This window comes from Polaribacter sp. HaHaR_3_91 (assembly GCF_019278525.1).
Taxonomy (GTDB): Bacteria; Bacteroidota; Bacteroidia; order Flavobacteriales; family Flavobacteriaceae; genus Polaribacter.
In genome coordinates this window covers 2716115-2730536 of sequence record NZ_CP058986.1, presented here as the reverse complement: position 1 = coordinate 2730536, position 14422 = coordinate 2716115, and the positions used below count along the sequence as shown (strand labels likewise).

The following is a 14422-nucleotide window of genomic DNA, read 5'->3' as shown; positions in this document are numbered from 1 at the left end:
GCTAATTTACTAACTTTTGGTCTTACAGCCAATGTAAGATTCAACTAATTTACATTCTCTCCGGAACTTTAATTCCTAATAATAAAAATGCAGATTTTATAGTATCAGCTACTTTTTTAGACAATTGAACTCTAAAAGCTTTTTTATCTAAATCTTGTTCTCCTAAAATGTGTACATTCTGATAGAAAGAATTAAACTCTTTTACCAAATCGTATGTATAATTTGCAATAATTGCTGGCGAATAATTGGCAGCAGCTTGTTGTACCGTTTCAGGATACAATTCTAATTGTTTTAGTAATTCTTTTTCCTTTTCGTGTAATTCTGTCTTTACAGGTTGTGAGTAATCAAAATCTGCTTTTCTAATTATAGACTGAATTCTAGCATAGGTATACTGAATAAAAGGGCCTGTATTTCCCTGAAAATCTACAGAAGATTTTGGGTCGAACAAAATTCTCTTTTTAGGATCTACTTTTAAAATAAAGTATTTTAAAGCACCTAAACCAATGGTTTCGTATAATTCGTTTTTCTCTTCATCAGAATAACCGTCTAGTTTTCCTAATTCTTCAGAAATTTCTTTGGCAGTTGCCGTCATTTCATCCATTAAATCATCTGCATCTACAACAGTTCCTTCTCTAGATTTCATTTTACCAGAAGGTAAATCTACCATTCCGTAACTTAAATGATGCAATTGTTTTGCCCAATCAAATCCTAATTTCTTTAAAATTAAGAACAATACTTGAAAATGATAATCTTGCTCGTTTCCAACCGTATACACCATTCCACCAACATCTGCATAATCTTTTACACGTTGTATAGCGGTACCAATATCTTGCGTCATATAAACAGCTGTTCCATCAGAACGCAAAACGATTTTCTCGTCTAATCCATCTTCGGTTAAATCACACCAAACAGAACCGTCTTCTTTTTTGTAGAAAACACCTTTTTCTAAACCTTGTGCAACTACATCCTTTCCTAATAAGTAGGTGTTACTTTCATAATATAAAGTGTCAAAATTTACCCCCATACTTTTATAAGTAACCTCAAAACCAGCATATACCCAAGAGTTCATTTCTTTCCAAAGAGCAACAACTTCTTCATCTCCAGCTTCCCATTTCAACAACATTTGTTGTGCTTCTACAAATAAAGGAGCTTCTTTTTTAGCTTCGTCTTCTGTTTTACCTTCCGCAATTAATTGCGCAATTTCTTTCTTATATTCTTGGTCGAATTTTACGTAGTAATTACCAACCAATTTATCACCTTTTAAACCTGAAGATTCAGGAGTTTCTCCGTGCCCAAACTTTTCCCAGGCCAACATAGATTTACATATATGAATACCTCTGTCGTTAATAATCTGTGTTTTATAGACTTTTTTACCGGCAGCTTTTATAATTTCTGCAACAGAATATCCTAATAAATTGTTACGAACGTGCCCTAAGTGTAAAGGTTTGTTGGTATTTGGAGAAGAGTATTCTACCATCACCGCTTTTTCATCCGCCTTTGGCGAAACCATACCGTAACTAGAATCAGGATAAATAGAATTGAAAAAGTTAGTATAAAAACTATCGTCAATTACTAGATTTAAGAAACCTTTTACTACGTTGTAATTGGTTATTTCGGCAACATTTTCTACTATATATTTACCTAAATCCTCACCAATTTGTACAGGATTTCCTTTTTTGTATCGCAATAAAGGGAATACTACTACTGTAATATCTCCTTCAAATTCTTTTCTTGTTGCCTGAAATTCTACTGTTGGAATCTCTATATTGTATAGTGCTAAAAACCCTTCTTTTACTTTGGTTTCTATAATGTTTTGAATGCTCATTTAGTATCGAAAATTGAAATGCAAAATTACGTTAAAAGATTAAAAGATTCAAGCCTTCACAATTAAAGATTTACAAGTTTAAATTAGATGAATTTTAAGTGATAAAATAGAAGTAATTGATGTGTAAGATAATTATGAAACCTTTTTTTAGAAATCTTGTTTTAAACTATTAAATTGTATTTTTGCACAATGGAAAAACGTCTAGAACAATTACCAAAATTAGCAGAAGAAGCTAAAAAGGAAAGTCTAAAGTACTTTGCGACGCTTAAGAAAAGAACGCCCAAAAATTTAGATTACGTTGTACAAGAATTGCATGATGCAGAATTTAAAAAAACAGATTGTTTAACCTGCGGAAATTGTTGTAAAACTACAAGTCCTATTTTTACGGATAAAGATGTAGAACGTATTTCTAAGCATTTAAAAATGAAAGTTGCCGGTTTTACAGAGCAATATTTAGAAAGAGATGAAGATGATTTTATGGTGTTAAAAACAGCACCTTGTTCTTTCTTTGATGAATCTGATAATACTTGTTTTATTTATGATGTTCGCCCAAAAGCTTGTTCAGAATATCCGCATACAAATAGAAAGAAGTTTATAAATATATCTGATTTAACGGTTGCAAATACAGCTATTTGTCCTGCTGCTTATTCTATTGTAGAAGCATTAAAAAAAGCAGTACCTATGGTTTCTAAAGTGAAAAAAAGAAGGAGTTAATTAGGGGAATTGTTAAATATATCTAAAAATAAAATTCAAATATTTTTTGGCACAGAAGTTGGTTATATTAAAATGAAGGCAACGTAGTAAACTGTTTTCATTGTGTAAATTATTTGAATTAGTTAGCATAACAAAAAACCATCTTAAACGAGATGGTTTTTTTAGTTTTGTATATTATTTCTGTATGAGCTCAATGGCCTTATTAGTTTCTTTTTGAGGTAATTTACAAGTACCTAAATTACAGACGTAAATGTAAGTTTCATCTTCTACAAATTTATCTTTTAATAGAGGAACACTTTCATTTTCATTTGCAGAACCTACAATTATAATATTTGGTATATAATGATCTAATAACTCATTTTTAATATTTTGTGCTTCATTTCCTACAATTGCAACTTCATAAAATGGTTTGGTATAATTGGTCATTAAATTTAACCAATTACTAAAACCCGTAGGACTTTCTAAAATGTGATTGTGCATATTATGAAGCATTTGTTTTGCCATTTTAGTGTAATTTGTATCGTAATAATAAAGGCTCAACTTAAACAAACAGTTAGCTAAAATAGAATTAGGAGAAGCAATTACATTATCATCAACTTTTACTTTTCTAGATATTAATTTTTTACTTTTATTAGAAGCAAAATAAAACATATTGTTTTCTGTATTTTTATAATTGGCTAAAGTAAAGTCCATTAATTTTTTAGATGTTGTTAACCATTTTTCATCAAGAGTTACTTCATATAAATTGATAAAGGCATCTATTAACGTAGCATAATCTTCGGAATATGCATTAATAGTATTTTTTCCATTTTTGTAATTTCGATGCAGATTTCCGTCTTTTTGCAATTGATTGTTTAAAATAAAATTTGCATTTTTAAGTGCGGCTTTTAAATAATCTTCGTTTTTTATAGCTTTATAAGCATCTAGGTACGCTTTTATCATTAAGGCATTCCAAGAGGTTAAAACTTTATCGTCTAAATTTGGTTTTACTTTTTGTTTTCTTGCTTTTTTAAGAATTGTTTTCCAGTTTTTAATTTTAATTGAAAGTGCGTCCGTTCTTATTTTATGTTTGTTTGCAAAAGCTACATTGGTAGAATTTCTGATTAAAACATATCTGTCTTTTTCCCATAGACCAAAATCATTTATATTATAATAATCTTCAAACAGAGCGTAATCATCAGTAATTAAATCTTGCAATTCTTGTTTTGTAAAATAATAATAAGCACCTTCTTCTAATTCATTCTCTATGTTTTTACTATCGGCATCTAAAGAAGAAAAGAACGTTCCATTTTTATCTGTTAATTCTTGATTTACAAAATCTAAAGTTTCTTCAATCGTCGTCTTGTATAACTCCTTTTTATCATTTTGATAAGCTTTGGCATACAAACTAACAAGTTGAGCATTGTCATAAAGCATTTTTTCAAAATGTGGAATGTGCCATTTCTTATCCGTAGAATATCTAGAGAAACCACCATTTATGTGGTCATAAATTCCACCAAAAGCCATTTTTGTTAAGGTAGTTTCTATATGTTTTTTTACACCTTCATCTTCAAATTGATAACCGTACCTTAATAAGAACTCATAAGAATTTGGCATTGGGAATTTAATATCACTTTTTTCACCACCATAAATAGTGTCAAAGTCTTGTTGCCATTTTAAAACTGCTTTTTTTAGTTCTGTATCTGTAAACTCGGCTTTGTCTTCTTTTAATGTAATTAATTCTGATTGTTGTAAACCTTCTGTAAGTTTTGCTGCAAATTCTATAGCTTTTTCTGGAGTTTCTTTATACAGTTTAGAGATGTTTAATAAAATTTCTTGCCATTGTTCTTTTGTAAAATAAGTTCCTCCAAAAATGGGTCTTCCATCTGGTAATGCTATACAGTTAAGTGGCCAGCCACCACTACCAGTCATTAATTGTACGGCATTTAAATACACATTATCTACATCTGGTCTTTCTTCTCTATCAACTTTAATATTAATAAAGTTTTCGTTCATTATTTGGGCAATAGAATCATTTTCAAAACTCTCTTCTTCCATAACATGACACCAATGGCAAGCAGAATAGCCAATAGAAATAATAATTAGCTTATTCTCGTCTTTGGCAAGTTGTAAAGTTTTATCATTCCAAGCTTTCCAATTTACAGGATTGTTTACGTGCTGTAACAAATAAGGACTCGTTTCATTGGCTAATTCATTTTGACTAGCTGTTTTTCTGTCTTTGTTACAACTTAAACAGAGCATTATACATAAATAGGATAAGGTTTTAGTAATGAGTCTCAAGCTTTTATTTTTATTAAAAATTAAATTAAAATATCAATAGAACTAAAGTATTATAAAACTCTAATTTAAAAAACTCTTTTGATGCAAAATCTAAAGCATCAAGTAACTCATATGTGTTATTGCCTTATAAAATGGGGTGTTAAGGTAGTAATTGCAACAAATGTTTTAATCTTAGTTCAAATAGTTTTATTCATATATTTAGTTAAATAGTAGTTTTATCAAAAATAGTAAACAATTAAATAAACTTTAAATATGAGACTAGCGTTGAAAAAAAATATTTCTGTATTCGTTTTTGTTTTGTGCTTACAGATTTCATATACGAAAGCACAAGATAAAATACCACAAATTCAATTAGAGAAAAATGAAGTTTCTACTGCGTTTATAGAAGCCAAAATAGATAGTATTATTGCTGTTTTAACTTTAGAAGAAAAAGTAGCAATGACACATGCGCAGTCTAAATTTAGTACTAAAGGAGTTGCAAGATTAGGAATTCCAGAAGTTTGGATGTCTGATGGACCACATGGAGTTAGAGAAGAAATTAGTTGGGATGCTTGGGAGAATGCAGGGTGGACCAATGATGCTATTACTGCTTTTCCGGCACTTACATGTTTGGCGGCAACTTTTAATCCAGAATTAGCAGAGAATTATGGTTTTAGTTTAGGTGAAGAAGCAAAATATAGAGAAAAAGAGGTTTTATTAGGTCCTGGTGTAAATATTTATAGAACGCCCATGAATGGTAGAAATTTTGAATATTTAGGTGAAGATCCTTTTTTAGCTTCTATGATGGTAGTTCCTTATATTAAAGGGGTTCAAGACAATGGTATTGCCGCTTGTGTAAAACATTTTGCTCTAAATAATCAAGAGTATTTAAGAGATAAAATTAATGTAGAAGTAGGTGATAGAGCATTGCATGAGATTTATTTACCAGCATTTAAAGCAGCGGTGCAAAAAGGAAATGTTTGGGCATTAATGGGCGCTTATAATAAATTTAGAGGTCAGTACACTACCCATAATAAAATTTTACATAAAATTTTAAAAACAGATTGGGGCTTTGATGGAGTTGTAATTAGCGATTGGAGTTCTGTACATTCTACCAAAGAAGCAGCTTTATATGGTGTAGATATGGAAATGGGGACAGGAACAGACGGTTTGGGAACTACAACCAATAATCATTATCAACATTATTATTTAGCAAATCCGTTTTTAAAAGCGATAAAAAATGGGGAGTTAAGTGAAGATTTGGTAGACAATAAAGTACGTAGAATATTAAGGTTGATGTATCGTACAAACTTAAACCCGAATAGAACTTTAGGGAAATTGAATACAGATAAGCATCTAGAAGTTGCTAGAAAGGTAGCAACAGAAGGAATTGTTTTGTTAAAAAATGAAGATAATTTCTTTCCTATTCAGGATAAAAAAGGAATTACAATTGCTGTTATTGGAGAAAATGCAACAAGAGATATGACACAAGGTGGAGGATCTTCTCAATTAAAACCGCTTTTTGAAATTTCTCCTTTGCAAGGGATAAAAGAACGATACAAAAATGCAACGATTATTCATACAATGGGCTATGAGTCTGGTGCCTCTGTTTATGATAAAATTTTACCAGCTAATTTAGACCAAGATTCTTTGTATGTAAAAGCAATTGAAGTTGCAAAAAAAGCTGACATCGTTCTTTTTGTGGGCGGTTTAAATAAAAGTCATCACCAAGATAGTGAGGGAGATGATAGAAAAGTTTTTGATTTGCCTTACGGACAAGAAAAATTAATAAATGGAATTCAAAAAGTTAATGAAAACTTAGGTTTGTTATTGGTTACAGGAAATGCGGTAAAAATGCCTTGGATTTCTAAAACAAAAGGAATTTTACAAACTTGGTATTTGGGTAGTATGGCTGGTCATGCAATAGCAGATGTTGTTAGTGGAGATATAAACCCTTCCGGGAAACTTCCTTTTTCTTTTCCAAAAGAATTAAATGACAATGCAGCACATGCTTTCGGACAAATATCCTACCCAGGAGATGGCGTTAATCAAAATTATAGCGAAGGTATTTTAGTCGGATATAGATGGTTTGATACCCGAAAAATAAAACCTCAATATGCTTTCGGATTTGGTTTATCTTATACTGATCTTAAAATTTCTGATGTAAAAATCGATCAAATAAAATATGCTAAGAATGATCAAATAAAAATAACTTTTGATGTTGCAAACACCGGAGATAGAGCAGGAGCAGAAGTTGTACAAGTATATGTTGGTAAACATAAATCTAAAGTAGAAAGAGCTTTAAAAGAATTAAAAGGATTTTCGAAAATTTATTTAGATAAAGGAACTAAAAAAACGAGTACAATTACTATTGATGCATCCACATTAGCCTATTATAATCCAGAAATTTCAGATTGGACTGTAGAGGAAGGAACTTATTATTTATACGTAGGTAACGCATCCAATAATATTGTGAAAAAGATAAAATTTGATTTGTTTTAATTTGAGTTGATTAAAGTGGAAAAGCAGTATGAATTTAATTTTGTACTGCTTTTTTTTAGTAAAAAATGAGTCACTCTTTATATAATTACTAAAAATGTAGACATAACTAAAGAGAAAGTAAGAAGTAGCCTTTGTAATTTTTATGAATTAAAGACGCAAAAAATACTTTTTTCATAGAAAATAAACCAACAAAATGAATAATATTATGAAAAAAACATTCCTTTTATTACTGTTATTGGTAACAACTATAAGTTGTAAAGAAAACAAGAAGTTGTCTTCTGCAGAAGACACAACGCATGAAGCAAAGATTGAAGTATTACTCTCTAAAATGTCTTTAGAAGAAAAAATAGGGCAAACCAATTTAAGAGGTATGCACAGTACAGAAAATGAACTTCCAGAAAAATTAATAACAGCTGTTAAAAAAGGAGAAGTTGGTGCTTTTTTAAACATTATGAATTTAGACTATGTAGATGAATTACAGAGAATCGCGGTTGAAGAGAGTCCAAACGGAATTCCATTAATTTTTGGTAGAGACGTAATTCATGGTTTTAAAACTATTTTTCCAATTCCATTGGGATTAGCTGCTACTTGGAATACACAAATAGTAGAAAAATCTTCTGAAATAGCTGCTTTTGAGGCTACGTCATCAGGTATACGATGGACGTTTGCCCCAATGTTAGACATTGCAAGAGATAGCCGATGGGGAAGAATTGCAGAGTCTCCAGGAGAAGATCCTTATTTAGCAACCGTTTTAGGTGCTGCTTATATTAAAGGTTTTCAAGGAAATAATTTAAGCAACCCCTACAGAATTGCGGCTTCTGCAAAACATTATATTGCCTATGGAGCTGCCATTGGAGGTAGAGATTATAACACGGTTAATTTAAGTGAACCTCTTTTAAGAAACATTTATTTACCACCATTTAAAGCAGCTATAAATGCTGGTGCTGCAACTGTAATGAGTTCTTTTAATGAAATAAACGGAATTCCAGCAACAGGACATGAGTTTCTATTAAAGGATGTTTTAAGAGGAGAATTACAATTTGATGGCTTTGTAGTAAGTGATTGGGATTCGGTTACAGAAATGATTGCTCATGGTTTTGCAAGTGATGAAAAACATGCTGCAGAATTAGCTGCGAAAGCAGGGTTGGACATGGAAATGAATAGTGAAGCTTACGAAAACCATTTAAAAGAATTGATTGAAGAAGAAAAGGTAACTATAGAAGAATTAGATGAATTTGTACGTAATATTCTACGAATTAAATTTAGACTTGGTCTTTTTGAAAATCCGCATAGAAACAAAGAACATACGGGTAACTTGTATGCAGAAAGTCATCTAGAAGAGGCTAAAAAAGCAGCGATTGAAAGTGCGGTGTTGTTAAAAAACAAGAATTCTATTTTACCTCTTTCGGAGAAAACAAATATTGCAATTATTGGACCTTTGGCAAATGCACCACACGAACAATTAGGAACTTGGGCTTTTGATGGTAAAAAAGAACACACCAATACACCTTTAGATACATACAAAGAAGCGAATACAAATTTTACGTTCGCAAAAGGATTAGGGCATAGTAGAGATGTCTCTACAGAAGGGTTTAAAGAAGCTATAAATAACGCAGAAAAATCTGATGTTATTTTATTTTTTGGAGGAGAAGAAGCAATTTTATCTGGTGAAGCACATAGTAGAGCAAACATTAATTTACCAGGAGCTCAAGAAGAATTAATTAACGAATTGGCTAAAACAGGAAAACCTATTGTTTTAGTAATTATGGCAGGTAGACCCATTACCATTACAAATATTATAGATAAAATAGATGCTGTTTTAATGGCATGGCACCCCGGAACAATGGGAGGTGAGGCTTTGTATGAAATTGTACATGGAATAAAATCTCCTGAAGGAAGATTGCCTGTTTCTTGGCCAAAAACAGCTGGTCAACTCCCGTATTTTTACAATCATAAAAATACAGGAAGACCTGCGGATAGCATTAATTTTATTCCGATGGATAAAATCCCTATTGCTGCATGGCAAAGTTCACTGGGTAATGATTCTCATTATTTAGATGTCGGTTTTACACCTCATTTTCCTTTTGGTTATGGCTTAACCTACACAACTTTTAAATATGCGGATATTTCTATATCTAAAGAGATCATTAACTTTAATGAAGATTTAGAGATTAAGGTATCCATTACAAATACAGGTGAAAATGACGGTAAAGAAATAGCACAACTCTATATACAAGATGTTGTTGGCAGCATTACTAGACCTGTTAAAGAGTTAAAAAGATTTGAGCATGTATTCTTAAAAAGTGGAGAAACAAAAGAAGTTACTTTTAAAATTTCGGCTAAAGATTTAGAGTTTGTCAATCATAAAATGATAAAAGCAGCAGAAGAAGGAGTGTTTAATATTTGGGTTGGACCAAATGCATCAGAAGGTTTAAAAACATCATTTTCTCTTAAAAAGTAAATATTAAAAGTTAGGTTCAATGGTTCTTTGTGGTAGCAAAAGAGATATTTAATATATTATTTCCCTAGCTTCTGTTTAGGGAAATATTTATACCAGATTAAGAGTCGTAAAATTATAATGTATTAAAATAAAAGACACATAATTATTTTAAAATGGAGTCTTTAACTCTTATTGGTTGTAAAGTCAGATGTATCTGAAAGCGTTTTTATGAAAGCGATAATATCATTAATTTCTTGTTTCGATAAATTTAAATGTGCGTTAGAAAGTGTTTGATTTTTTACTTTTATTCCCATTCCTTCTCCACCGCCTAAGTTATAAAACTCTAAAACATCTTCTAAAGTATAAAATAAACCATTGTGCATGTAGGGGGCTGTTAAATCTGCATTTCTAATAGAAACCGTTTTAAAAGAATTTTTAAAATAAGGTTGTTTATCGCCTATAAGGCCATTATTATAACGCCCTAAGTCTGTGTCTAATTTAGGGTTTATAGAATCAAAACCCTGTGTAATACCTAAAACTTCAGACTCTGATTCTAAATAAAAGGGAGGTGTAGTTCCGTTAAAAATTGGAGCAAAATGGCACGTAGCACAAGTTCCTTTTCCCATGAATAAATTAAAACCTCGTTTTGCATTTTCAGGATATTTTGTTGTTTCATTTCTTACATACCTATCAAATGGACTCTTAAAGGATTTTAAAGAATTTACATAAGCTGCAATAGCGTTACTTATAGAACGTTGGTTGATATTTTGTTTGGTAATTCCTTTGTAAGCATCTTTAAACAACGCTAGATATTTGGGATCTTTATTTAGTTTTTTAATTATAGCGTTAAAAGTAGTGTTAAACTCTAAGGGGTTATCAATAACATGAGCCACTTGAGTTTCTAAATTAGAAGCGCGCATGTCTAAAAAGTAACCCGTGGAATAACCTGCGTTTAATATGGTTGGAGCATTTCTAGCTCCAAAGCCCCCTTTTTTATTAGATATACTTTTAGGTAGACCATCTGCAAACCCTTTATTTGGATCATGGCAAGTTAAACAAGACATTTTACCACTATTAGAAAGTTGTGGATCATTAAACAATAACTTACCTAATTTAATTGTTTTTTTATTATCTAAAGGTAAGTAAACTAATTCAGAGTAAAAATCACTGTTTATAAAATTAGCATCAAATATATTTTTTACTTTATAATTTTGAGCATGCTTTTTATAAGGTTCAAGCGTGATGTTATTCAGGTTTTGAAACTCTAATAAGTTACCGTATAATGGATTTACGACTTCTTTTAAAAAGAGCATTCTATCAAATTCATTAAAATTATTTTCTAATTTTAATGAATTTTCTCCTTTTTCAAAAAGTCTTTTAATATGGTGAAATTTAATAATTGCATTAGGATTTATTCCTTCCTTGTAGTGCAAAAAAGCGGTTTTCATACTTTGCAAACTCACTAAACTTTCCTCTAGACCATTTACAGAACCAGGCGTGTCGTAGCCTGTAATTCCTAGAGTGAAAATTCTAACCATTCCAGAGCGAATAGACTCTATAATTTGACTAGATTTTAACTGAATTGGTAAGTGGCTTTTTAGAAGGAAATCTACACGTTCTTTTAATTTATTAGCTAATTTTTTAATATGTTGTTTGTTTTCTAAAGAATTTTCTTCAAAAATAGCCTCATCTAATGCTTGTAAACCATTTGGTTTTATAACTTTAGTAGCTTCAAAATATTCACTTATTTTTGGTAACGGAGCTCCGTTTATATAAGTAGTATTGTAAAATGTTTGGTAATAATCAAAAATAAATTCAATTTTCTTATAAGCTAATCTTGTATTTCTTACTTGGCTTTTTATATCTTTAAAGGGAGCATTTTTATTTGTAAGATCATCTAATAAGTTTACTTCCTTTTGAAACTTGTAAAAATTTTTTGTATGATCAAAAACTATATTTTTTAAAATGGAATCTGTTTTATAAACGGTTGTTTTTTTACCCGACAAGATAAAAAAGCAACTAAAAAGCAATATACATAAAATGCTTATTTTTTTCATTTAGTACAAGTTTTATCAACTATTAAGGCTTTTTTATCAGAATAAAAAAGCCTTAATAGTAATTTATTAAAATGAGAATTTAAAATTATTTTAAAATAACAGATTTATAAAACGTTCCCTTATCCGTTGTTATTTCTACAACATATGTACCTAATTCCATTTTTTTAACGTCGATAACTTTGTCATTACTTTCTTTAACCAACTGACCAATATTATTATAAAATTGAACTTTTTTTAGTTTTTCTTTAGGCTTTAAGTTGATGGTAAGTACACCGTTAATGGGTGATATAAACGATTCATTATCTTTTATAATTTCTTTTTTGATAGAAGAAGATTTAATAGTGATGTTAGGTTTATTGATGGTGAAATAATCATCAATTTCATTAGTATCTCGTATAAATTTAACAGTTAAATTTTGTCCACCTTTACCATCATCATCAACCTCCATAACACAAGAACCCAGTTTATTTAAAGAAATATACATTGCTTTATGGTTTAATTCTCCGCCAGATATTTGTCCTGCAGACCCTGTTGTTATATAAACAGCTCCTTTAGTATCTTCTTTTGTTTTTATGTAAGCACCATTACCATCTATTTTTCCATCTCCAGTTCCATTTTTGCCAACAATGTTACCTCCTTTAGTTGTTTGTTTAGGATTAAAACTATTAGAAAAACCTTGATGCCCGTTTAAAAAATAAGAACGTTCATAAGAATGACTATGACCGTTTAAAACAAGGTCTATACCATTGGCTTCTAACATAGGCATAAAGTTTTCTCGCATTTCAATAAGTCTATCTTCTACATCAGAATCATGAGAACCTTTAGAGTATGCAGGGTGATGGAATAAAGTTACAATCCAATCTTGTTTTGTATTTTGAATATCTGTTAAAGCCCAATTGTACATTGCATCACCAACAGCTCTACTAGAGTGGTGAGAATCTAATATTATAAAATGAATATTAGCATAATTAAAAGAATAATAAGCTTCAGTACCAGAAGCTATTCCGCCTGCTTCTGCTTCTTTAGGAAAAGAAAAAATATCATAATAAGGACCAGATTGCGTGTCTGAATCAGCAGTGTAACCATCGTGATTCCCTAAACAAGACCAAGCAACAGATTTTTTTAGCATCTCGTTATAAACATCAAAAAAAGCAAGTTTGTACTCTATATCCGTCCCGCTACTATAGGCATTATCGCCTAAAAATAACATCATATCTGTTTTACCTGTGTTTATAGAATCTGTATCAACATACTTATAATAGGCATCTCTTACATTTCTTTGACTTTTATTATCTGTACCAGGATCACCTAAAATCCAAGCACGAACAAATTGATCTGTACCAACTTTTGGAGCAGTTATTACATACATATCACCAGAAATACTTTCGGCTAAAACTTCCTCTTGATTACCAATATTAAAATAGTATTTTGTGTTTGGTTGTAAATTAGATAAAGCAACTTGGTGTTCTGTTGTTTTATTTTTATTGATTTTATTGTTAGATAAAGAATCTAATCTAGTTCCGTAATTAACAACAGATGCTGTTGCTATATCTGTTCGCCATTTTACAATAACGCTTGTAGGTGTACCGCTTTGTAAATAAGGACCTCTTTTTACAATGACAGAAGTTTGAGAAAATAAAGACACAGAAATTAATGTCAATAGTAAAAATATGCTTTTTTTAATCATAATATTTAGTTGTTAATAGCGTTTTCTAAAGTTTTAATTTGTTGTTTTAACTTAATTGTAGAGTTCATTTTTTTTAATTTAGCATCTAATTTTTCTATATTAATAGAAGCTAATTGTATGGCTATATTTGCTTGTTGATGTTGGTGTAAACTTGCTAAATACTTAGCTTTTTTATAATACCAAAACTCTTTTCTGTTGTATTCTATAATAAAATAATTGTATTGTGTAATTACTTTTTCTGTTTGATTAGATTCTTTTAAATAATCTAACTTTTTAAGTTGAAGAGATAATGTATTTGTACCCAATTTTTCTAAACCTACTTCTATTACTTGTAAAGCATCTTTATAATTTTTATTATTTTCTGCAAGTATTATTTTTGCATATTCTAAAATATTTTCTGGGCGAATATCTTGTAGATTATCAATAACATATTTATATGCTGTTACCGATTTTTTATAGGCTTTTAAATGGAATAATATTTGGGCTTCTAGCTTTTTAGCTTTGGTATTTAATTTCTCTTTTTTTAAATAAGAAGTTATCGCTTTTAAAGCTTCATTATATTCTTCTGATAAATAATTTACCTCAGCAATTCTATATTCTAAAGCATTATTTTTATTTCCTAAAGTTTTAGATTTTTTATAATCGATTAATGATTTATTATATTCTGTATGTTGTTGGTATAGTAAACCTCTTTGAAAATAAAGGTTAAAATTATTTGGGTCTTTTTTAATTTCTAGAGTCTTTTTTTCTATTTGAATAGATAAATCTCCGTGTGCAAATACTTGTACAGATAAGAATAAAAAGGAAACAATAAAAAGTATTCTTATAAAAAGAGGATTCCCAAAGTTTAGGGGATATGATTTTTTAACCATGGAATAGGAAGGTTTTTTAAAGGGCAAATGTATATAATCTGTTTGCAAATGATTTTTCGAAAAATT

At 30.1% G+C, this 14422-nt stretch carries 8 protein-coding genes; 3 read left to right on the top strand and 5 right to left on the bottom strand.

The features are described 5' to 3' along the window. Positions 1-49: 49 nt before the first annotated feature. On the bottom strand, positions 50-1825 hold the full coding sequence (gene argS, locus H0I27_RS11535; RefSeq protein ID WP_218730848.1) for an arginine--tRNA ligase: 1776 nt from the start codon (positions 1823-1825) through the stop codon (positions 50-52). 189 nt (positions 1826-2014) lie between these two features. On the opposite strand from argS, the gene H0I27_RS11530 reads away from it, so the two are divergent. Further along, on the top strand, positions 2015-2539 hold the full coding sequence (locus tag H0I27_RS11530; protein WP_068448536.1) for a YkgJ family cysteine cluster protein: 525 nt from the start codon (positions 2015-2017) through the stop codon (positions 2537-2539). Positions 2540-2713: 174 nt separating this feature from the next. On the opposite strand, the gene H0I27_RS11525 is transcribed toward H0I27_RS11530, so the two are convergent. Further along, positions 2714-4780 (bottom strand): thioredoxin domain-containing protein, encoded by a 2067-nt coding sequence (locus H0I27_RS11525; RefSeq protein ID WP_218730847.1) that lies wholly within the window; start codon positions 4778-4780, stop codon positions 2714-2716. Between the two features lie 303 nt (positions 4781-5083). Between H0I27_RS11525 and H0I27_RS11520 the strand changes: the two genes are divergently transcribed. Beyond that, positions 5084-7300, top strand: coding sequence for a glycoside hydrolase family 3 protein (locus tag H0I27_RS11520; RefSeq protein WP_254713084.1), 2217 nt, complete (start codon positions 5084-5086; stop codon positions 7298-7300). A 205-nt stretch (positions 7301-7505) separates the two neighbouring features. Further along, complete coding sequence (locus H0I27_RS11515; RefSeq protein WP_254713083.1) at positions 7506-9761, top strand: glycoside hydrolase family 3 N-terminal domain-containing protein; 2256 nt, start codon at positions 7506-7508, stop codon at positions 9759-9761. Between the two features lie 161 nt (positions 9762-9922). On the opposite strand, the gene H0I27_RS11510 is transcribed toward H0I27_RS11515, so the two are convergent. From H0I27_RS11510 to H0I27_RS11500, 3 genes are all read right to left on the bottom strand, one after another. Beyond that, entirely contained in the window at positions 9923-11797 is a 1875-nt protein-coding gene (locus H0I27_RS11510; protein WP_218730844.1) for a cytochrome-c peroxidase, read from the bottom strand. 85 nt (positions 11798-11882) lie between these two features. Next, positions 11883-13484: a metallophosphoesterase gene (locus H0I27_RS11505; protein WP_218730843.1), complete on the bottom strand. Its 1602-nt coding sequence runs from the start codon at positions 13482-13484 to the stop codon at positions 11883-11885. 5 nt (positions 13485-13489) lie between these two features. Further along, positions 13490-14356: a hypothetical protein gene (locus tag H0I27_RS11500; RefSeq protein WP_218730842.1), complete on the bottom strand. Its 867-nt coding sequence runs from the start codon at positions 14354-14356 to the stop codon at positions 13490-13492. Positions 14357-14422 lie beyond the last annotated feature (66 nt).

Coding starts and splice junctions, on each gene's coding strand:
- argS (WP_218730848.1), bottom strand. CDS start 1,825: ATGAGCATTCAAAACATTATAGAAACCAAAGTAAAAGAAGGGTTTTTA.
- H0I27_RS11530 (WP_068448536.1), top strand. CDS start 2,015: ATGGAAAAACGTCTAGAACAATTACCAAAATTAGCAGAAGAAGCTAAA.
- H0I27_RS11525 (WP_218730847.1), bottom strand. CDS start 4,780: ATGCTCTGTTTAAGTTGTAACAAAGACAGAAAAACAGCTAGTCAAAAT.
- H0I27_RS11515 (WP_254713083.1), top strand. CDS start 7,506: ATGAAAAAAACATTCCTTTTATTACTGTTATTGGTAACAACTATAAGT.
- H0I27_RS11510 (WP_218730844.1), bottom strand. CDS start 11,797: ATGAAAAAAATAAGCATTTTATGTATATTGCTTTTTAGTTGCTTTTTT.
- H0I27_RS11505 (WP_218730843.1), bottom strand. CDS start 13,484: ATGATTAAAAAAAGCATATTTTTACTATTGACATTAATTTCTGTGTCT.
- H0I27_RS11500 (WP_218730842.1), bottom strand. CDS start 14,356: ATGGTTAAAAAATCATATCCCCTAAACTTTGGGAATCCTCTTTTTATA.